Origin of the sequence: Pseudomonas sp. S31, assembly GCF_016648105.1 — a bacterium.
Lineage (GTDB): Bacteria > Pseudomonadota > Gammaproteobacteria > Pseudomonadales > Pseudomonadaceae > Aquipseudomonas.
The window spans coordinates 116,985-137,580 of the sequence record NZ_JACVVE010000004.1; the positions used below are offsets into that span (position 1 = coordinate 116,985).

Here is a 20,596-nt window from a genome sequence, read left to right on the forward strand (position 1 = left end):
TCAAAACGTCGTCTGCGCCGTAATCGAAACCCAATCGCGATCGTTGAGCATGTATGGCCCGTTACCACCGTCATACACCTCCAGCCCGGACGGTGTCAGGGTGGTCCCGCCGGCACGCGCGCGGCTGCCGATGTACTCGACCTTCAGCGTGTGCCTGTTCATGTAGGTGGCCGCCACCCCCACCGAGAACTTGTACGACCCCTGCGCCGTGCCACCAAGCACGCCAGGGTTGCCCTTCAGCCCCACGGTCAGGCTGCTCGGCATGCTCATGTTGACGCCAGGGAACACCTGGTTCCATTCCGGCGTGAACGACAGCGCCAAGGCCGTGGCACTGCGGGTCGAGCAACCATCCCACTTGTTGCCGGCACAGCCATCGTAGCCTTCGCCGTTGTACAGCGACTTGTTGCTCGAATCGACCGACAGCACCCGGGTATGCGCCAGTTCGGCGATGAACGTGCCGGACTCGTACAGCGGTGTACTGCCCAATGGCACCAGCACGTTGGCGATCAGGTTGACCACGTTGCCGGTCGCCCCCCGATCAGGGTCGTCGGCGACGAAGCCCGGTGCGGTATTGAGCGCGGTGCCATCGCGGTAGGACAGCTCCAGGCCCAGGCTGTTGTTACCCAATGGCGTGTCGACGCTGATGCCGAACAGATCGACGTCCTGGTTGTAGGACAGGAAGTAGTTGGGTGCCCCACCCTGCAGCCGCAACAGCGGCGCCCACGGCTGCACCTCGTCGAGCTTGCGGTAGTAGACGCCGATGGTGGTGTCCGGCGTCGCCTGCCAGGAAGCATTCACACCGAAGTTGTTGTGCAGGTCGGGGGCTCGCTCGTTGGACCCGCGCGGCACGCCGAGCATGTTGTCCTGGCCGTTGAACAGGAAGTCCGCAGGTGCCAGGTAGGTACCGCCCTGGGGCAGGACGTTCTCGGCACGCTGCAGGAAGTACTGGAAGCCAACGGCGAATTCGGAGGTCAGCTGGGTGCTCAGGTTCACCTGGTTGCGCGGGATGAACAGCGCCTTGGCCGGCGTACCGGGTGCGGCAGCCCCGGCGATGCCATCGATGGCGCCCTGGGAGTAGGAAATACTCTGGAACGGGAAGAACAGGCCGTTACCCCAGTACTGGGTATTGCGCCCCAGGCGCACGGTGTAGGAGCGATCGGCAAAGATGTCGGAGTACTGCACGAAGGCATCGAGCAGACGCCCGCCGGTGATGTACTTGTCTTTCACGCCGTCGTTGTAGTGCCCCTTGGAGTAGGCCGAGAGCGATTCGTAGCTGACGCCTGGGGCGTACTCGCCTGGGTTGCTCTTGACGTCATCGTTGTAGGCGAAGTCGTGCCAGCCCTGGGCCGATACCCGCAGCGCCAGCTTGTCCTTGTAGGTGCCGCCCAGCTCGGTGAGCAGGTTGAAGCGGTTGGTCACCACGTCGCCGCGGCTGCGGAACTTGTACTCCGACTCGTCGTAGGCCGGGTCGTTGCCGATCTTGTTGCTGACATCGCGGGCACGGAAACCGAGGTTGTAGGTGAGGGTGTTGTCCCAGTAGCCATCCCAGTCCTCGGTCTGGAACGTGAACGCCTGCGCGTTGCCGCTGCAGGCCGCCGCCATCACCATCGCCGGCAGAAGTGCCAACTGCATCGCCTTGTTGCCAGACGCTCTCCGACTGACCTTCATCAGCGGTTCTCCTCTTGTAGTTATTCTTGGATCTCGATGACCATCCTCTTCCGGACACCAGCCCGGAGTCGCAATCAACGCTAAGGCATCGTCTGTCGATGCCCCATCGTCGGTTGCGACGATTTTCTCGACGGCTTGGCCCGGGTCGCCGCCTCAGCGAAACAGCGGTTCGCCCTGCCAGTCGAAACACGCCGGCAGGTCGCGCGAAACCTTGCCCGGAAACTGCGCCGGGCGCTTCTCCAGAAACGCCGCGACACCCTCGTGGGCATCGGCCGAACGGCCCCGTGCCTGCACCGCCCGGCTGTCCAGTTCATGGGCCTGCATCGGGTGGTCGGCGGCGCTCATGCGCCAGATCATCTGCCGGGTCACGGCGAGAGAAACCGGCGCGCTGTGCTCGACGAAACTGCGCGCCATGTCCTTGGCCGCCGCCAGCAGTTTTTCCGGATCGTGGGTTGAATGCAGCAGGCCTCGGGCCAGGGCCTCGTCGGCCTTGACCAGGCGCCCCGAATAGCACCACTGCAGCGCCGTCGAGACCCCCACCGCCCGAGACAGGAACCACGACGACGCCGCCTCCGGCACGATGCCGCGCCGGGCGAAGACGAAGCCGAAGCGCGCCTCGGTCGAGGCCAGGCGCACGTCCATGGCCAGTTGCATCGTGGCCCCCACTCCGACCGCCGCACCGTTCACCGCGGCGATGATCGGTTTCAGGCTGCGAAAGATGCGCAAGGTGAGCAGGCCGCCTTCGTCGCGCATCACCTCGTCGCCGGCGTAGTCGAAACTGCCCGCACCAGACGACAGGTCGGCACCGGCGCAGAAGGCGCGCCCGGCCCCAGTGACCACCACGGCGCGGACGCGATCATCGCTGTCGGTGAAGTCGAGCGCCTGGAGAAACGCTTGGACCATCGCCGAGGTGAAGGCGTTGAGCTTGTCCGGGCGGTTGAGCTGGAGCACGGCGATACCGTCGTCGTCCAGGGTCAACAGCAGGTTGTCGTAGGTCGGGCAACTCATGAAGGGGTCTCCAGTGGCTGAGAGGAAAACGCCGAAAGCAGTTCGAGGACATCCGCCGTCGCCGGCTCCAGCACGCCCTCGCGCACCAGCTGCGCACGCGCAGCGGCGTCCAGGCCAAGCAGGGTTTCGGCAATCTCGTGGGTGTGCTGGCCCATGAACGGCGCAGGGCGGATCTGCGGCGCTGGCAGCGGGCCGAGCGCCGGGGTGTTTTCCGTCAGCAGCGGCGCGTCCAGGCCCGGCTGGTGCAAGGTGCGGAAGAAGCCACGGGCTTGCAGCTGCGGATCGGCGGCGAGCTGGTCGAGGCGCAGCATGTCGCCTGCCGGCACTCCCTGGGCCTGGAGTTGCTCGCGCACCTGCGCAGGCGTGCGCTGGGCGGTCCAGTGCGCCAGTCCGGCTTCGAGTTCCTCGGCATGCGCCAGGCGCCCCCGGGCATCGGCCAGGCGTGGGTCGTGCAACCAGTCCTCACGCTGCAACACCGCGCACAGCGCCTGCCACTGGGCATCGCCCTTGACGTTGACCACGCACCACTCGTCATCGCCGGCGCAGGGGAACACATTGCCCGGCGCGTCGAAACGGTCACGGTTGCCGCGCGCCACGAAGGATCCTGCGGCAACCGACTCCTCCAGGTATTCGCTGGCCAGGGTGGCCAGGATGGCTTCTGCCTGGCAGACGCTGACGCGCCCGCCCTGGCCGGTGCGCTCACGGCGGATCAGGGCTGCGGCGATGGCTGCGGCAGACACCCGCGCGGCGAAGTGATCGGGGAAGATCGTCGTGCTGTCGCTGTAGCCGGCGTCGGTCTCGGGGTAGCGCCACAACCAGGTCAGGCCGGTGCTGGCACGCACCAGCGGCCCGTAGCCCATGCTGCGGCTGAGCGGGCCATGATTACCCAGGGCGCTGCTGTCAGCCATGATGATGTCGGGCTTGACCTCGCGCAGTACCGCATGGTCGATGCCCAGCGACTCGAGCGTGCCCGGCTTGAAGTTGGACAGCACCACGTCGGCCTGGGCCACCAACTGCTTGAACAGCTCGACACCCCGCGGATCGCGCAGGTTCAAGCCGAACGAGCGCTTGCCCCGCGAGCCTTGGGCGAAGGAAATGCTCATCGGCCGATTGTCCAGCGACTGGCGCAGGCCATCGGGATAGGCGCCGCTTTCCACCTTGATCACCTCGGCGCCCTGGTCGGCCAGCAGCCTCCCGAGTTCGGCACCCGCGACGATCACCCCCAGGTCGAGCACGCGGATGCCGGCAAACGGGCGGCGCTGTGCCTGCAACGTCCCGGGTGCCGGGGCCGGTGGCCAATGAAGGCGGTTGTCGGCGCCCAGCGCTGGCGCCGGATGGCGCACGCCCGCTGGCTGTCCATCGATCTCGACGAAACCGAACGGCAGGCGCCCACTGAGCCCTGGCGCCAGGGGCAATTCGACAAAGCTTTCGCGGGCGCGAAAGTGCGGGTCTTCCAGCACCTGTTGCGGCTGCGACACCGCGGCGATCGGCACGCCGCGACGCTGCCCTTCGGCCACCAGTTCAGCCACCGGCTGATCGCGAAAGTGCTCGGCGATCACGGCGTTGATTTCGCGGATCACCTTGAACCGGCGCGACAGGCTGGCGAACGCCGGGTCGGTGAACGGATGGTCGTCACCCAGCCAGGCCGACATGCCCTGCCATTGCCGGGGGTTGAGCAGGCAGATGCGCACCGCGCCATCGCGGCAGGCGAAAATCGGGTAGCCATTGCCGAACGGCGGCCGACCCCGCGGCGCCAGCTCCAGGGCACTGCGACCACCGGCGGCGCTACCGGTCACGCCCATGCCGGGGTCGAGCACCTGCAGGGTCGACTCGTGCACGGAAAAGTCGAAGTAGCCCCCTTCCCCGCCCCGGCGCACGTTCAACAACGCGCTCAAGGCCACCCAGGCGGCCTGCAGCGCGGCGGTCTGGTAGGCCAGCTCACCCGGTGGAAGCAGCGGCATGGAGCCCTTGATGCCCGAGCGCGCCAGCACCCCACCCATGGCCAGCAGCACGGCGTTGCTGGCGCTGAAATCGGCGTAGGGGCCACTGCGCCCGAAGTCGGTCAGGCTCAGGCTGACCAGGTCGGCGCGCAGGTGTGCGGCAAGCCCGGTCTCGGCCAGCCAACCCTTGGCCGTGGACTCGAGGAAGATGTCGGCACCGTCGAGCAACTGGCCCAGCCGCTGGATCGACGCAGGGTCGTCCAGGTCGAGTTCGAGGCTGCGTTTGTTGGCGTTGTGGCTGGCGAAGTGCAGGCTGGCGCCGGCCTTCAAGGGTGGCCGATTGCGCGATGGCAGGCCGCCTTTGGGCTCGACCAGCAAGACCTCGGCGCCCAGGTCGGCGAGAAATCGGCCACAGCCTTCCAGATGGCCGAAGGTGAGTTCGAGCACGCGCACCCCAGACAACGGGAGGGTGGCCTGCAGAGCGGGGTTGTCCATCTTTGTGCCTCTTGTTCTGGCGCGGTTGGCCCCGAGTATCGGGCGAGGGCCTGGGTGGGGTCGTCATCGGTTCCGACGATTTTTCCGCAGCAGTTTGATGAGCTGCGCGACCCTGTAGGAGCGGGTTTACCCGCGAAACAGGCGACGCAGTGGATGGCACGGGCTTCGCCCGTGTTCGCGGGCAAGTCGGATCGCCGCACCGCCGCTCCCACAGGGTGGAGCAGGCTTTTCAAGTTTTGAGCAAGACAGTTGCTCACACAGGAACTGCACCCCATTGGGCGTCGCAGCGGCTACTCCAGGTCGGCCAGGAAGGCCAGGATGGCGCTGTTGAAGATGTCGTTGCGATCACCGGCCACCATGTGCCCGGCTCCCTCGACATCGACGCTGGCGGCATGGGGCATCAGCGCCAGCAACTGGCTGGCGCCCTCGTGGCTGACCACGTCGCTCTGCTTGCCGCGCACCAGCAAGGTCGGTACCCGCACGCGGCGCGCTGCGGCTTCCATCCGCGCGGTCATGAGGCTGGCGTCGATGCGCCGATCACCGACCTGGAACGCCGGGTCCCAATGCCAGTAGAGACGGCCGTCCGGGCCTTCGCGCAGGTTCTTCAGCAGCCCGTCGCTGGAACTGGGGCGCGGCCGGTTCGGCAGGTAGCGCGCCACCGCGTCGGCGGCTTCCTGCACCGTGGCGAAACCGCCCAGGTTGCCCTGCATGAAGGCGCGAATCTGCTCGACGCCGCCGCTGGACATGCGCGGCACCACGTCGACCAGCACCAGCGCCCGTGCCAGCGAGGCCTCGGCTTCGCCCACCGCCACCAGCGCCGTGGCGCCGCCCAGCGAGGCACCGATGATCACCGGTGGTTGGTCGAGGGTGTCGATGACCGCGCGCAGGTCGCCGACGAACGCCTCCAGGGTGTAGTCGGCGTCAGGTGCCCAGTCGCTGTCGCCATGGCCGCGCAGGTCCAGCGAGATGACGTGATAGCCGGCGCCAGCCAGGTCGCTGGCGGCCTTGCCCCAGGAGTGCCGGGTCTGGCCACCGCCGTGCAACAGGATGACGCTGGCCTGGCCGGCGCCACCGCCGATGTCGGCGGCCAGGTTCACCCCACGGCTACCGGCCAGGGCCGCGCCGCGCAGGGTGTGGGTGGATGCTTCACAGTGCATGCAATCGTCTCCATTCTAGGGCGCTAGCGCGCCTGTTTCAGGCATACCGCGTGCTGCGGTACGCTGGCGAAGCGTTGGCGCAGCTCGCGCTTGAGCACCTTGCCGGAATAGGTGCGCGGCAACGGCGCGTCCAGCAGCACCAGAAAACGCGGCCGCTTGTAGTCGGCCAGTTGCTCCAGGCACCGCGCCTTCAAGCGCTCGATGTCCACCTCGGCGCCGTAGGCAACGATCATCGGCACCTCGCCCCAACCCTGGTCAGGCACGCCGATGATGGCGAACTCGGCGCCGCCCAGCACATCGGCCAGGGTGTGTTCGAGCTCTGCCGGGTAGACGTTCAGGCCACCGGAAATCAGCATGTCCTTGCTGCGGTCGACGATGGTCAGGAAACCCTCCTCGTCCATGCGCCCGGTGTCGCCGGTGAGCAGCCAGCGGCCCTGGCGAATCGCGTCGGTGTCCTCGGGCTTGTTCAGGTAGCCCTGCATCACGATCGGCCCGGCCACGCAGATCTCACCCACCTCCCCTGGCGCCGCCGGCTCGCCCGCGGCATTCAGCACACAGACCTCGGCTTGCATCACCGCGCGCCCGGCGGAGCCGAACTTGCGCTGGGCCTCGTCATGGAACAGCAAGGTGGCGAAACCGCCAGACACCTCGGTGAGGCCGTAGCCCTGGGTGATCGAGACCCCCGCCTGCTGCCACGACTGCAACAGGAACGGGCTTACCGGCGCGCCCCCGGCGACCAGGTTGCGCAGGCTGGAGAAGTCCATCTCGGCGAACGCCGGGTGCTGGCGCATGCGCTCGAGCAGCACCGGCACCACGGTCCAGGTGTTGATTCGTTCGCGGGTGATCAGTTGCATCAGCTCCTCGGTGTCGAAGCTCGCCGCCAGTACGGTGGTCGAGCCCGGGAACAGGCCGTCGCGGATGTAGTTGCACATGCCGCCGGTGTAGGCCAGCGGCAGCGAGACCAGCAGCTTGTCGACATGGCTGATGCCGCAGGGGATGACCCGGGCCAGGCTCGACGCCAGCAGGTTGGCGTGGCTGATCATCGCGCCCTTGGGCACCCCGGTGGTACCGGAGGTGTAGCAGATCAGCGCGATGTCCTCGGGGGGGACCCGCACCTCGGGCAATTGTTCCGGCGGCAGGCGCAGTGCATCCAGGGGTTGGACGCCGGGCGCTGGGTCCACCGAGAACACCCGCAGCCCCGCTGCGGCCTCGCGGGCCTCGTCGAGAATCCCCGCGAGCGCGGCCTCGGTGACGATCAACGTTAGCCCGGCATCGGTCACCGGGTAGAGCATCTCGCGCGGGGTGAAACGCACGTTGAGCAGGGTCACCGCCACGCCGAGCTTCCAGGCCCCGAGCAGGGTCTCGATGAAGGCATTGCGGTTGTGCATGAGGATGCCCATGCGATCGCCCCGGCGTAGACCGTGGGCGTGGAGGCCGGCGGCGATGCCGTCGCTGCCGCGGTCCAGCTCGCCCCAGCTGAGGTCGCCATCATGGCTGCGCAAAGCCAGGCGCTCCGGCCAGCGGCGCGCCCAGTAACGCAAGGTTTCGTTGAGGTTTTGCATAGAGAGGGTTCCGCTCGCTCAGTCGGCTTGCGCCAGGTAGATGGCTTCGCTGGCCTGCAGGCGCGCCAGCGCCTCGTCGTCCAGGCCCAGGTGTTCGCGCAGCAGTGCGCTGGAGTCCTGCCATTGCTCAGGGGCGGCGCCGGGCGCGAAGCGCTGGCCGCTGGTCTTCACCGGCGAGGACGAAAGGCGCAGATGGCCGGCACCGGGTTGCTCGACCTCGTACAGGTTGTCGCGGGCCAGGAAGTGCGGGTCGTGCACCAGGGTGTCGGTGCTGTTGGCCGGCCCGGCGGGAATGTCGTGCGCGACGAATAGGGCCATCCACTGCTCGTAGTCGCGGCTGGCGAACAGCTCGCTCAGCGCCACGTGGACCGCCTCGTCGGCAGCGCCGGAGTCGTCGATGCGCTGGTAGATCTGCGCCAGGTCCGGGCGATCGAGCACTTCGCAGAAGCGGTTCCAGAACCGGGGGAACAGCCCCTGGAAGAAAATGCCGCGCTCGTCCCGGGTACGGTAGGCACTCAGCCTCGGCCAGCCGGCCATGCGCTTGTGGCTGTTGAGAAAACCCGGGCGTTCGTGCAGCAGCGCGGCGTTGGCACTGGCGTTCACCGCGTCGGGCAGCCAGTGCGCGGCCGATTCCGCGCCACTGACTTCGATGTAGGCCCCCTGCCCGGTGCGCTGCGCGCGCAGCAGCGCCGATAGCGTACCCAGCGCAGCGTTGAGCCCCATGGCATGCATGCCCACCGGCACCACGCCACCGGCCGCCTGCAGCTCGGGCGGCAAGGCGTAGGGGTTGAGCGAGGACAGCGCGCCAAAGGCATCGAACGACGGGCCATGGGAGCCTTGGGTGTGATAGGGGCCGGTGCTACCCAGGCCCGACAGCGAGCAGAACACCAGCTTGGGGTTCTGTTCACGCAATGTCTCGTAACCCAACCCCAGGCGCTCCAGCACACCGGCGCGCATGCCTTCGATGACAACATCGCTCTGGGCCGCCAGCTGCAAGAAGATCGCCGCCCCTTCCGGGTGCTTGAGGTTCAGGCCCAGGCTGCGCTTGCCACGGTTCCAGCGCAGGTGCAGGAAGCTCAGGCCATCGGGCGCGCCCACCGCATGCTGGCCGCTGCGCCGCACCGGGTCGCCGTCGGCGCCTTCCACCTTGATCACCTGCGCGCCCATGTCGGCAAGGTAACCGCCCAGGCTGGACGGGCCGAGCTGCGCCACTTCGAGCACGCGCAAGCCATTGAGAAAGTCATAACCGGACATCGGGTGTTTCCTCGTTATTGTTGTTGTCCGGCGCACCCCAGGCGCGCCGTTTCAGGCCTGGCCAGCGGCCGCATCGATATCCCGTTGCAGCTGGCGGTGCAGGTGCGCGCACGCCAGCTCGCTGCGCCCGTAGCGGTATTGGCCTTGCGGCCAGGCTTCGGCGTTCTGCTGGATGAAGCGCTCCATCGGCCAGTCTTCCTGGGTAGCCGCGTGCTGGAGGATTTCCCAGCTCTTGTCGACGCGGGCGCGCAGGGCGTCGTCGAGGATCGCGTCGCGCACCAGAAAGCGCAGGTGGGTGATCGAACGCCCCGGCTGCCCGACGCAGGGCCAGACGGTCCAGAACTCGACGTGCTCGGGTGCGGCGATCATCATCGAATTGGGGTAGATGACCAGGTTCGAGCCGATGTACTTCGAGCCGCCGCTGAAGCCGGCCTCGGCCTTGGCCAGGGCCTTGAGCTTGGTGCGCGCGCCGAAATGCTGGCAGTGCCGGCCATAGTCCTTGAACACCCCGACGTTGGACTCGATCAGGTCACCGACGCCGCCCGGGTGCAGGAAGCGCGGGTGGATGATGTCGATGGCACCATCCATCACCAGCTTCCAGTTGATGTCGAGGGTGAAGGTCTTGTCGATCACCACACTGGAGGCCTCGAGCTGCCAAGGCGCCATCTGCGCGTCGACCTCTGCCCCGAGATACTCGGCCAGGGCCGTTGCACCCTGCTCGGACAGCACCGCGAACACCAGGCCGTGGCGTTCTTCGGTGGGAAAGGCGATGAGGCTGTTGCAGCCGCGGTCGATCTTTTCGAACGACGACTCGAACGGCACCGTGCGCAGGCGCCCGCCGTCGCGGTCGTAGGACCAGCCGTGGTACTGGCACATGAACACCCGCTTGTTGCCCTGGGCAGCCTGTTCGACCCGGCCGCCACGGTGGCGGCACATGTTCAGGTAGACCTGCGCCTTGCCATCGCTCTGACGGGCGATCAGCAACGGCATGTCGAGGATCTCGCGGGTGAGGAAATCACCGTTGTCGCGGATTTCCGAAGCATGCGCGACCACCATCGGCAGCGACTTCATCACCGCCACCTCGGACGCCGCGCGGTCGTGGCTGACGAAGTCGCTGGCGGGCACGAACAGGTCATGCTCGGCCAGGTCGGTGGTGTCTTCGCGCAAGTGGGTGACGAGGCGTTGCGAGACGGCCTCGTTCACTGCGATATCGAGTTTCTTCTCGGGCTGCATGGGGTTCTCCGGTATCGCCGTTGAACGGCTGTAATAGGTCTGGGGTGATGGCTTCAGCTGCGGCTGCCGCGCGGCGGTACATCCGCGTAGCGCCGTTGCCAGCGGCGCAATGTGCCTTCGATGGCGAACCGGTAGAGCGTGCCGTAGGGTGGATGCATGGCCCGCAGCAAGCCGAACGGGCCACCCTGCCAGTACACCGCGCGGGCGTGGCTGAAACAGCGAAAGCCTTCGATGCCGAAGCCATAGGCGCCCATGCCGCTATGGCCGACGCCGCCGAACGGCAGGTCCTTGACCGACAGGTGCATCAGCGTGTCGTTGACCGTGGCGCCGCCGGAAAAGCTGGCATCCAGCACTTGCTGCGCGGCGTGTCGGCTGCGCGAGAACACGTACAGCCCAAGCGGTTTCTCACCTTGGCGCAGGGCCTGCATGGCGGGCAGTAGCGCATCGCAGCTACGCAGCACCAGCACCGGGCCGAACAGTTCCTCGCGGCTGGCGCGCAATGTCGGTGCCGGGTCGACGATCACCGTCGGTGCCATGCGCAGACGTGCCTCGTCGCACGCCTGCGTGCCCAGGGTCAGTACCTGGGCGCCGGCCTGCCGGGCTTCCTCGACGATCGCCTGCAGGCGTTGATAATGCTGCGCACTGAACAGCCCGCAGAGGTCGTCGCCCTGCGTCTGGCGCCTTACCTCGGCGTCCATCGCCGCGAGCAGCGATGGTTGCAACGCCGCCGGCACGTAGGCGGTATCGGGGCACAGGCAGCCTTGGCCGCCGTTCATCAACTTGCCCAAGGCCAAGCGCCGCCCCGCCTCGTCCACATCGGCATCGGCCAGGACGAACACCGGGCACTTGCCGCCGAGCTCCAGGGTCAACGGCGTGAGGTTCTCCGCCGCCGACGCCGCCACCGCGCGCCCTACTCCGGTGCTGCCGGTGAACAGCAGGTGATCCAGCGGCAATGCGGTAAACGCCTGGGAGGTCTGCAAGCCGCCCAGTGCGACGCTGACCTCGTCCGCGGCGAAGTATTCGCGCACAGCCGCATCGAGGGCGGCGGCACAGGCCGGGGTCTGGTCGCTGGGGCGCAGGAAGGCACGATTGCCGGCCGCCAGGATGGTCGCCAGGGGCAGCAGCAACAGCGTCAACGGTGCATTCCAGGGCGCGACCACACCGACCACGCCGAGCGGCTGGTACTGCACCTGCGCCCGCGCGCCGAACAGCGAGAACGGTTGCGGCGCGCCACGCTTTTGCGGCTTCATCCAGGCTGCCAGCTTGCGCTCGGCGTGGCGCATCGCCTCCAGGGGCATGAACAAGTCGGTCAACCGCGCCAGCTCGGCCCGGCGCCCCGGAAAGTCTTGCAGCGAGGCGGCCAGCAGGGCATCGGCGTGCTTGAGGGTCATGGCGATGGCACGACGAATGCGGTCGCGACGCACCTCGAAAGTGACCGGCAATTCGCTGAGGAACCCCGCGCGCATCTGTTCGAGCCTGGCCCGCAGGGCGGCCTGGTCATGCTCGGCGTACAGGGCGAAGAAGTCGTTCATGTTCATCTCCCTCTCAGGCCGCCAGCGCATGGGCGGCCGCCAGTACGAAATCGCTGCCGCGTTCGCCGATCATGATCGCCGCCGCGTTGGTGTTGGCGCTCAGCAGCCGCGGCATGACCGAGGCATCGACCACCCGCAGGCCCTGCACGCCACGCACGTTCAGGCGCGGGTCGAGCACGGCCTGGGCATCGCTGCCCATCCGGCAGGTGCCCACCGGGTGGTAGCAGACCACCGCATTGGCCCGGACGAAGCGCTCCCACGCCGCATCGTCCGCAGGGCGCGGCGACGGCGTACGGTCGCCATGGACGAACCGACGCAGCGGGTCGGCGGCGAACAATCGTTCCATCAGCCTGCACGCCGCGACCAGGGTGCCCAGGTCACGCGGATCGCCCAGCAACTGGTGGGAGAGCAACGGCAACACGTCGGGGTCGGCGCTGCGCAAGCGCACCTGGCCGCGGCTGAAGGGATGACAGACGTTGGCCTGGATCATCACCGTCGGCTCCCGGGTCATCTGCGCGAGGGCCGAGCAGCGAACGTCCGGCGCCATGTCGTAGCTCAGCGGCAGGAAATGCAACTGCAGGTCGGGCTCGGCCAGGCCGTCGCGGGACTTGGCGCAGGCCATTGCCTGCACCGCCGGCGTGACCATCGGCCCACGCTTGCGCAACAGGTAGTTGCCCAGGTGGCGGACCACGTCGAGCGCCCCCATCTGGCTGTTGTAGGTGGGCACGTTGACCCGCTTGTTGATCCCGACACCCGCGTGTTCCTGGAGGTTGGCGCCCACGCCGGGCAGGTCCGCCACCACTGCGATGCCCTGTTCCAGCAGGTGCGCGGCGGGGCCGACGCCGGAGCGCATGAGCAGCGTCGGCGAACCGACGGTGCCGGCGCTGACGATCACCTCGGAGCGCGCCTCGATGCGCAGCAACCGGCCTGCCGATAGGGCTTCGACACCTACTGCGCGCTGACCGTTGAACAGCACGCGACGGGCAATGCATTGAGTGAGCACGCGCAGGTTGGGCCGCTTGCGCGCTTGCGCCAGGTAGCCCTGGGCGGTGCCGCAGCGCTGACCCTCGCGCTGGGTAGCCAGGGCCAGGAACGCGCCGTGCTGATCACCGCCACAGTAGTCGTCCAAGGTGGCGAGCCCTTCGGCCGCGCACGCCTGGACGAACACTGGCGACAGCGGGTGCGGGTCGCGCTGCGGCGCGACGCTCAGCGGGCCGCCCTGGCCATGGGCTGGGTGCAGTGGGCCGGCGAAATCCTCGGCGCGACGAAAGTACGGCAGGCATTCGTCGAAGCTCCAGCCGCTGCAGCCAGAGGCGGCCCAGTGGTCGTAGTCGCTGCGACTGCCACGGATGTAGACCTGGCCGTTGATCGAGCTGCTGCCACCGAGCAGGCGGCCCCCGGACCAGTCGAAACGCCGCCCGCCGATCGAGGCATCCGCCGCGCTGGGGTATTGCCAGTCGAAGCGTGGATTGCCGATCAGCCGCGACATGCCGGCCGGCATTCGCACCAGGAAGGAGTCGGCCTCGCCGCCCGCTTCGAGCAGGATGACCTGGAAGCGTCCTCCGCTGCTCAGCCGGTTCGCCAGTACACAGCCTGCGCTACCGCCACCGACGATGACGTAGTCGGCGACCAGGGTTTGCGGGTTGGATGACTGCATTTCGCGCCTCGATGCTTGGGTTGAGGGGGGCTGCCGATGCTCGGCAGGGAGCCTTGCAGGCCAGTAGCCACGGGGGTTGGGACGAGTATCGGGGAGGCCCTGGCGAGGGGCATCGTCGTAACCGACGAATCAGTGTGGTGACTGCGAGGGGCTCGCCTACCCGATCAAACCGCAATCAACCCCTCGCGCCGGGCGATGGCCAGCGCCTCGAGCCGACTGCGGGCGTTGAGCTTGGCGTTGATGCTGCGCAGATGGGTCCGCACCGTGCTTTCCGACACGAACAGTTTTTCCGCCAGGGCGTCGTTGCTCTGCCCGCTGGCCACCAGGGCCAGCACCTGCAGCTCCTTGGCGGTCAGGTTGCCGGCACTGCCCGCCGCGCCTTCCGCCAGCTTCAGGCCCGAGCCGTCGGCCAACTGCACGGCGAAACCACGTAGGCCAGGCACGAACTGGCCGGTCTTCAAGGCCAGCGCCAAGGCCGCCCGCCCCTCGTCCCGAAACGGCTGCAGCAACTGCTTCGGCTCGGCGAACTCAAGGGCGGCCTCCATGGCGCGCACGGCGGCGTGCTCGTTGCCACGCCGCTCCAGGGCCATGGCCAGCAGGATGCGCAGGCTCAGCGCCCGGCGCTGGCGAGCGGCGGCCAGGGCCTTCTCCAGTGCCTCGGCCAGACGCTCGGGCAATTGACTGTCGCCGCCCTCATGCAAGCTCACGCGGGCGTCCATCAGTTGCCAGGTATCAGCATCACCCGGCAACAGGTGCAAATCCTCGACCAGCGCCGCGCAGGGGTCGTCGCGTAGCGGCTCTAGAAGCTCGCGGGCCAACGTGGCATCGCCGCGCACCAGCGCACAGCGCACGCCTTCCAGACGCGCGCTGAACACCATCCGTGGCAACTTGCCCGCACGCCCCAGACACTCCAGCGCTGCCAGGGTGGCCTGGGCCAAGGTGCTGTCACCGCGCCCGATGAGGATCCGTGCCTGCAGCTTGTGGGCCAGGATGATCTGGTCCAGCAAGCCGGTCTGGCGCAGCATCGGCATGTGCAGCTCGAGCAGGCCGAGCACTTCGTCGCAGCGGCCCATCTCGTACAACGCCAGGGCCTCGAGCGTGGCGACCAGGGAGTTGCCGCGCCCACTGCTACTGGCCTGCCCGCGCACGCTGCGCAGTGTGTCGAGCGCACGCTGCGGCTGCGCCTTGAACAGCCAGGCCATGGCACTGATCGAGGCGGCATAGTCGCCGACGAAACCACCCGCCTGCACCAGGCGTTGCGGCGCACCGTCGAGGTTGCCGTCGACCAGTTGCAGCAGCGCCAAGGTACAGTGATGAATACCGCTTGCGAACGAATCCATGGCCGCGCTGCCCGCCCACGGCCGCGCTCGCTCGCGTAGTGCCTCGACGCGGTCGCGCATGCTCAACCAGGTCAGCTCCAACGCTTGCAAGCCACGCTCCTGCTCGGCGCTCAGCACCATTCGCCAGAGGCGGTGGACGATGGCCAGCGCAGCGTCCTGGTCGTTGCAGAACAACAGCGCCCAGGCCAACGTCAGCTGCAGCCCAGGGGCTTGCGCCAGCAGCCCCTCCTCGTCCAGTGCCTGCAGCCAGCGCGCCAGCGAGCGCATGCGCCCGGCGCCGAGCAGCGCCTGTTCGAACTGCAGCAGCAGGCGCAGCAACAAAGGCCGGTCCCCCATCTGGTAGGCATGCTCCAGGGCCGCCTCGGGCTGGCCGGCGTCGAGCAGTGTTTCCAGGGCGGCCCGATGCAGCTCGCGCACGCGTTGGGCCGAGGTGCGCCAGTGCTGGCTGCGCAGGCTGAACATCAGCGGCCGGGGAAACCGCGAGCGGGCGTGGATCAGCACGTCATGGTGCTCGGCCAGGCGCCGCAACAGCTTGTGGCTGCCCGGCTGGCCGCGCATGCGGTCGAGCAGGTCGGGGGGCATCGGGTCGACGGTGCTGGCGTCCAGGGCGAAATCCAGCAGCGCCGGTTCGAGGCTTTCCAGGACCTCTTCCTGGAACCATGCCTGCAACAGGTGCTGGGCATCGAGTGCGCTGTCCCCCGGGTCGCTGGCACACAGCAAGGCGACCACGGCCGGCCACCCCTCGCTGTAGCGCCAGATACTCATCAGCGCCGCCGCATTCAGCGGCCGGGCCGCCTGGGTCAGGGCAGCGCCGAGTTCGTCAAGGGTGAACAACAGGTCTTCGAGGCGCAGCGCCTGTTCTCGGCCAGACACCACGCCACGGTGAAACACCTGCAGCGGCCGCCGGCTGGCGATCACCAGCCGCCCCTGCGGCGGCAGGCTGCCCAGGCATTGCTCGAGCGCCTTGGGCTCCCTGGCCAGCAGGTCGTCGGCATCGTCGAGAAAGATCACGAAACGCGAACGCCCGCGGCCCATGGCCGAGAAACGCGCGAACAACGACAGCAAGGTAGCGCGCAGGGAAGAGCCCGGTGCCAGGCCGGTCTCCAGCGAAAGCATGGCCGACTGCATGCCCGGCCCCAAAGCCTGGAGCAACTGGCCGAGCAGCACCGACTTGCCACTGCCGGCCGGCCCCTGGATCAGCGTTATCTTCTGGCGTTCGATATTTTCCAGGGTCGGAATGATCAGTCGAGGACGCGGCAACGGTCGTAGCTCGACCGCGCACTGCGCCAGAACCTGACACATTTCTTGCAGCGCCCAGCCTGTACGACCTGCGCTAGAGGGAACCGTAGGCATCACATTGGCACTCGATGAGCGCCAGCCGAGGGGGTTCGGCCGGCGCCTTGTTGTTATTGTCTGGCCTTAAGCTAAACCTAACGGTAGTAGTTAATCAATCACCCTTCAATCGGTCTCAGGGAAACACCGGCGCACGCTTGCCCAAGAAGGCGGCCAGGCCCTCCTGGAAGGCTGAGTGGGCCAACAGTTCGCGTTGGCGATCTGCCTCGTACTGCAACTGCTCGTCCAACGAAGAGCGCGTGGCGCTGTCGAGCGACGCCTTGAGTTCGGCAGTGGCGTGGCGCGGCATGGCTGCCAGACGCGCGGCCAGGCTGCGCGCAACGTCCATCAGCTCGGCATCGGCCACGCAGGCCCAGATCAGCCCCCACTCGGCAGCCTGGCGCGCCGCGATACGGTCGCCCAGCAACAGCATGCCGCGCGCACGCGCGTCGCCACACAGGCGCGGCAACATCCAGGTCATGCCGAGATCCGGCACGATACCCAGGCGTGGGATGAACGGCATCAGGAACCCGGCCGATTCACTTGCCACCACGATGTCGGCGGCCAGCGCCAGGCTGGCCCCGGCACCGGCAGCGATGCCATTGACCGCAGCGATGATGGGCACAGGCGACGCACGCAGCTCGCGGATCATCGGGTTGGATTGTTCGAGCATGGCGCGGTAAGTGTGCTCGGCCTGGGCCTGGCCGTCGCCCTGGGCAAGGATGTCGGCCAGGTCGGCCCCGGCGGAAAATGCCCTGCCGGCGCCGGTGATGATCAGCGCGCGGACCTGCTGCTGCGCCTGCAACCGCGCCAGCACGTCGCGCACCTCCGCCTGCATGGGGCCGCTGAGGCCATTGAGCTTCTCCGGCAGGTCGAGGGTGAGGATGGCCAACGCGCCCTCGGCCCGGTAGCTGATGTAGCGGTAGCTCTGTGTCATCTGCAGTGTCCTTCGATGGGTAGTCGGGACGACGGCTAGCGGGCGCCGTCGTTTTCGTGAAAGCGTCCCTGGCGGCTGGCCAGGTCGCGCAGCAGCGGTGGCGCCTCGTAGGCTTCGCCCAGGTGGCGATAGCGGGCGCAACGCGCCACGACCTGCGCGGCGCCCAGCTCGTCGGCGTAGCGCAAGGCACCCCCGCGCAGCGGGGGGAAACCGATGCCCAGCGACAAGGCGCGGTCCAGTTCCATGGCGCTGCCGACGACCGACTCCTGCAGGGCATGCACCGCTTCGATGATCATCGGCAGCATCAGGCGATCCAGGATCTGCCCGTCTTCCAGGTGCAGCGCTTCGCTGGCCACCTGCTCGCGCAGCAACTGCCTGGCCTGCAGGTTGACCGAACGCTCCAGGCGCCCATCCTCCCCGCTTCGGTAGCGGTAGAAGCCCGCGCCGCCCTTTTGCCCGAGCAGGCCTGCGTCCAGCAGCACACGAAAGGCATTGCGCGGCAGGTGTGGCATGCGCTCGGGATAACCGGCGAAGATCAGGTCGCAGGACAGCGTGCCGATGTCCAGGCCCACCACATCCTCCAGATAGGCCGGCCCCATCGGCCAGCCGAACGCTTCGGCAGCGCGATCGATACGTTCGAAGTCCACGCCATCGGCGAGCAGGCGCAAGAAGGCATGCATGTAGGCCATGAGAATGCGGTTGACCAGGAACCCCGGCCCGTCGCGCACGACGATGGGGATCTTGCCCATCGCCTGGGCCTGCTTGACGGCCGTCTGAACCGCGTAGTCGCTGGTCTGGCGCCCGCGGATGACCTCCACCAGCGGCATCAGTGGCGCAGGGTTGAAGAAATGCATGCCGGCAAAGTTGTGCGGGCGCTGCAGGCCCGCAGCCAGGTCGTCGATGCGCAGCGAAGAGGTGTTGGACAACAACACCGCATCGGCAGCCACCAGGCCTTCCACCTCGCCCAGCACCTTGTTCTTGATGCCGAGGTTGTCCACCACCGCCTCGATCACCACGCTGGCGCATTCGAAGCCCTGGTAGTCCAGCTGGGTACGCAGCACCCCACCCAGCTCGGCGGCCCCCAGGCCAGCGCCATGGCGCGCGAGCCAGCGTTGCATGTCGTGCTGCGCCTGCATCAGCGCCTGGCCGCGGACGTCCTTCAGGCGTACCGGCAAGCCATGGCTGGCGCAGGTGTAGGCGATGCCGGTGCCCATCACCCCAGCACCGACCACGCAGGTTCGCAGCAGCAGGTCTTCGCACGCGGCGAAAGCATCGTCATCACCCGGATCGAGAGGGAAGCTCGCCACGGCCGGCCCTCAGCGTACGGCCGAAGCCAGCGCGGGGTGGAAGCGCTCGCCCGCCTCGGCTTTGCGACGCAGCCAGTCAGAGGGGCGGAAGCGTTCGCCCCAACGCTCGGCCAGGCCGTCACACTGCTCGACGAAGGCTGCCAGGCCTAGGGTGTCGATGTACGACAGCACACCGCCGGTCCAGGTCGGGAAACCGATGCCCAGGGTCGAGCCCAGGTCGGCATCGGCCGCGTCGGTGATCACCCCCTCCTCCACGCAGCGCGCGGACTCCAGGGCCTGGATGGTCAGCAGGCGCAGGCGCACGTCCTCGAGCGCTGGCTGTTGCGACGCTTGCGGCCAGTGCTGCGCAAGGCCCGCCCAGAGCCGCTTGACGCCCGCCTCGGGGTACTCGTAGAAACCGCCACCGGCGCGCCGGCCAGGGCGCTTGAGCTGGTTGACCATGGTCTTCACCAGGCCAATGGCGGCGCCACGCTGGAAGCGCGGGGCCAAGCCCAGTTCGATGGCCTGGCGGTTGACCTTCAGTTGCAGCTCCAGCGACACCTCGTCGGCCACCGCCAGCGGCCCCACGGGCATGCCGGCCTGGCGCGCGCCCTGCTCGATCAGCGCCGGGGCGATGCCGTCCTCGAGCATCAGGAAGCCTTCGTCGACGAAGCTGCCGAATACCCGGCTGGTGAAGAACCCAGGGCTGTCATTGACCAGGATCGGCGTCTTGCGCAACTGCCCGACGAAGTCCATGGCGGCGGCCAGGGTCGCGTCGCTGGTGCTGCGACCACGGATGATCTCCACCAGCGGCATGCGCTCGACCGGCGAGAAGAAATGCAGGCCGATGAAGTCCGCCGGGCGTGGGAACGATTCGGCCAGCAGGGAAATCGGCAAGGTCGAGGTATTGCTGGCGAACAGCGCCTGGGCCGGCATCGCCGCCACCGCGCGGGCAGTGACTTCGGCCTTGACCGCCAGGTCCTCGAACACCGCCTCGATGACCAGCTCGACCGCGCCCAGGTCGGCATAGTCGGCGGTCGGGCATATACGTCCGAGCACGGCCTCGGCCTGGGTCGCCGGCAACTGGCCCCGGCCTACGGCACGCTCGAGGTCGGCGGCCAACCGCGCATGGGCGGCCTGGGCCTGCTCCAGCGAGGCGTCGAGCAACGTCACGTCGATGCCGGCCTGGGCGGCCACCCGGGCGATGCCGGCGCCCATCTGCCCGGCGCCGAGCACGCCGATGCGGCTGAAGGCACGGCTGGCGAAGCCTTGCGGCCGGCGCACGAGCTTGTCGGCGGCGGCCTTGTTGATGAACTGGGTACGGATCAGGTTGCGCGCCACCGGGCCGGTGAGCAATTGGGCGAAGTAGTTGCGCTCGATGCGCAGGCCGGTGTCGATGTCCACCACCATGCCCTCGCCGACACAGGAGAGGATCGCCAGCGGTGCCGGGTAATTGCCCCGCGAGGCCACGTGGGCCTGGAGCAGACGCGCAGTCAGCGGGCCGTGGGGGAACGCCAGGTTGCCCAGGTCTCGCGGTTTCCAGCCCTTGCGGTCCCAGGGCTGGCAGGCGTCCGGGTTGCCCAGTACCCAGGCCTTGGCACGCGCCAGCAACTGGTCGGGAGCCGCCAGCTCGTCGACCAGCCCGAGCTCCAGCGCACGCTGTGGCCCGACCGGCTTGCCTTCGAGCAGCAGCGGCAGGGCCTGGGCCACGCCGATCAGGCGCGGCAGGCGCTGGGTGCCGCCACCGCCGGGCAGCAGGCCGACGCTGACCTCCGGCAGGCCGAGCTGGGCGTCGGGGTTTTCGCTGAGCACACGGTAGTGGGTGCCCAGCGCCAGCTCCAGGCCACCGCCCAGGGCCAGGCCGCCGATGGCGGTGGCCACCGGCTTGCCCAAGGTCTCGATGCGCCGGGTGAGGTTCTGCAGGTAGGCGCTCTGTTCGCGCGCCTCGACCTTGCTGGTACCGCGGTCAAAGGCTTCGACCAGGGCCATGAGGTCGGCGCCGGCGATGAAGCCACGGGCCTTGGCCGAGTAGAGCACTGCGCCCTTGACCGCATCATCGCCGCCCAGGCGTGTGAACAGTTGGTCCAGCTCCTGTTGCAACTGCGGGGTGAGGATGTTCAGGCTGCGCCCAGGTACGTCGATGCCGATCAGGGCCACGCCGTCTTCGATGTTGTACTTGATGGTTTGCATGTCCA

The 20,596-nt window shown here is 68.0% G+C and carries 13 protein-coding genes; all 13 read right to left on the minus strand.

Translation table 11 applies throughout. The features are described from left to right. Complete coding sequence (locus IAE37_RS05140) at positions 1-1,668, minus strand: DUF1302 domain-containing protein (RefSeq protein ID WP_201170227.1); 1,668 nt, start codon at positions 1,666-1,668, stop codon at positions 1-3. A gap of 153 nt (positions 1,669-1,821) precedes the next feature. Further along, positions 1,822-2,676: a crotonase/enoyl-CoA hydratase family protein gene (locus tag IAE37_RS05145; RefSeq protein ID WP_201170230.1), complete on the minus strand. Its 855-nt coding sequence runs from the start codon at positions 2,674-2,676 to the stop codon at positions 1,822-1,824. Then, on the minus strand, positions 2,673-5,111 hold the full coding sequence (locus tag IAE37_RS05150; protein ID WP_201170233.1) for a CaiB/BaiF CoA transferase family protein: 2,439 nt from the start codon (positions 5,109-5,111) through the stop codon (positions 2,673-2,675). The genes IAE37_RS05145 and IAE37_RS05150 overlap by 4 nt, the downstream gene beginning before the upstream one ends. Before the next feature lie 290 nt (positions 5,112-5,401). Then, on the minus strand, positions 5,402-6,268 hold the full coding sequence (locus tag IAE37_RS05155; RefSeq protein WP_201170237.1) for an alpha/beta fold hydrolase: 867 nt from the start codon (positions 6,266-6,268) through the stop codon (positions 5,402-5,404). A gap of 23 nt (positions 6,269-6,291) precedes the next feature. Continuing rightward, a complete protein-coding gene (locus IAE37_RS05160; RefSeq protein WP_201170240.1) occupies positions 6,292-7,830 on the minus strand; it encodes a class I adenylate-forming enzyme family protein in 1,539 nt (512 codons plus the stop codon). Between the two features lie 18 nt (positions 7,831-7,848). Next, complete coding sequence (locus tag IAE37_RS05165) at positions 7,849-9,084, minus strand: CaiB/BaiF CoA transferase family protein (RefSeq protein ID WP_201170243.1); 1,236 nt, start codon at positions 9,082-9,084, stop codon at positions 7,849-7,851. Between the two features lie 51 nt (positions 9,085-9,135). Beyond that, positions 9,136-10,317 (minus strand): aromatic ring-hydroxylating oxygenase subunit alpha, encoded by a 1,182-nt coding sequence (locus tag IAE37_RS05170; RefSeq protein WP_201170257.1) that lies wholly within the window; start codon positions 10,315-10,317, stop codon positions 9,136-9,138. Positions 10,318-10,370: 53 nt separating this feature from the next. After that, entirely contained in the window at positions 10,371-11,849 is a 1,479-nt protein-coding gene (locus IAE37_RS05175) for an aldehyde dehydrogenase family protein (protein ID WP_201170261.1), read from the minus strand. 13 nt (positions 11,850-11,862) lie between these two features. After that, positions 11,863-13,506 (minus strand): GMC family oxidoreductase, encoded by a 1,644-nt coding sequence (locus IAE37_RS05180; protein WP_201170263.1) that lies wholly within the window; start codon positions 13,504-13,506, stop codon positions 11,863-11,865. Between the two features lie 164 nt (positions 13,507-13,670). Continuing rightward, the gene (locus tag IAE37_RS05185) at positions 13,671-16,148 is read right to left on the minus strand and encodes a helix-turn-helix transcriptional regulator (protein ID WP_201170266.1); all 2,478 of its coding nucleotides are present in this window, start codon (positions 16,146-16,148) and stop codon (positions 13,671-13,673) included. 166 nt (positions 16,149-16,314) lie between these two features. Beyond that, positions 16,315-17,115: an enoyl-CoA hydratase-related protein gene (locus IAE37_RS05190; protein WP_201170268.1), complete on the minus strand. Its 801-nt coding sequence runs from the start codon at positions 17,113-17,115 to the stop codon at positions 16,315-16,317. 35 nt (positions 17,116-17,150) lie between these two features. Next, positions 17,151-18,422 (minus strand): 3-hydroxyacyl-CoA dehydrogenase NAD-binding domain-containing protein, encoded by a 1,272-nt coding sequence (locus tag IAE37_RS05195; RefSeq protein ID WP_201170270.1) that lies wholly within the window; start codon positions 18,420-18,422, stop codon positions 17,151-17,153. 9 nt (positions 18,423-18,431) lie between these two features. Continuing rightward, complete coding sequence (locus tag IAE37_RS05200; RefSeq protein ID WP_201170272.1) at positions 18,432-20,591, minus strand: 3-hydroxyacyl-CoA dehydrogenase NAD-binding domain-containing protein; 2,160 nt, start codon at positions 20,589-20,591, stop codon at positions 18,432-18,434. Between the last annotated feature and the right edge of the window lie 5 nt (positions 20,592-20,596).

Coding starts and splice junctions, on each gene's coding strand:
- IAE37_RS05140 (WP_201170227.1), bottom strand. CDS start 1,668: ATGAAGGTCAGTCGGAGAGCGTCTGGCAACAAGGCGATGCAGTTGGCA.
- IAE37_RS05145 (WP_201170230.1), bottom strand. CDS start 2,676: ATGAGTTGCCCGACCTACGACAACCTGCTGTTGACCCTGGACGACGAC.
- IAE37_RS05150 (WP_201170233.1), bottom strand. CDS start 5,111: ATGGACAACCCCGCTCTGCAGGCCACCCTCCCGTTGTCTGGGGTGCGC.
- IAE37_RS05155 (WP_201170237.1), bottom strand. CDS start 6,268: ATGCACTGTGAAGCATCCACCCACACCCTGCGCGGCGCGGCCCTGGCC.
- IAE37_RS05160 (WP_201170240.1), bottom strand. CDS start 7,830: ATGCAAAACCTCAACGAAACCTTGCGTTACTGGGCGCGCCGCTGGCCG.
- IAE37_RS05165 (WP_201170243.1), bottom strand. CDS start 9,084: ATGTCCGGTTATGACTTTCTCAATGGCTTGCGCGTGCTCGAAGTGGCG.
- IAE37_RS05170 (WP_201170257.1), bottom strand. CDS start 10,317: ATGCAGCCCGAGAAGAAACTCGATATCGCAGTGAACGAGGCCGTCTCG.
- IAE37_RS05175 (WP_201170261.1), bottom strand. CDS start 11,849: ATGAACGACTTCTTCGCCCTGTACGCCGAGCATGACCAGGCCGCCCTG.
- IAE37_RS05180 (WP_201170263.1), bottom strand. CDS start 13,506: ATGCAGTCATCCAACCCGCAAACCCTGGTCGCCGACTACGTCATCGTC.
- IAE37_RS05185 (WP_201170266.1), bottom strand. CDS start 16,148: ATGTGTCAGGTTCTGGCGCAGTGCGCGGTCGAGCTACGACCGTTGCCG.
- IAE37_RS05190 (WP_201170268.1), bottom strand. CDS start 17,115: ATGACACAGAGCTACCGCTACATCAGCTACCGGGCCGAGGGCGCGTTG.
- IAE37_RS05200 (WP_201170272.1), bottom strand. CDS start 20,591: ATGCAAACCATCAAGTACAACATCGAAGACGGCGTGGCCCTGATCGGC.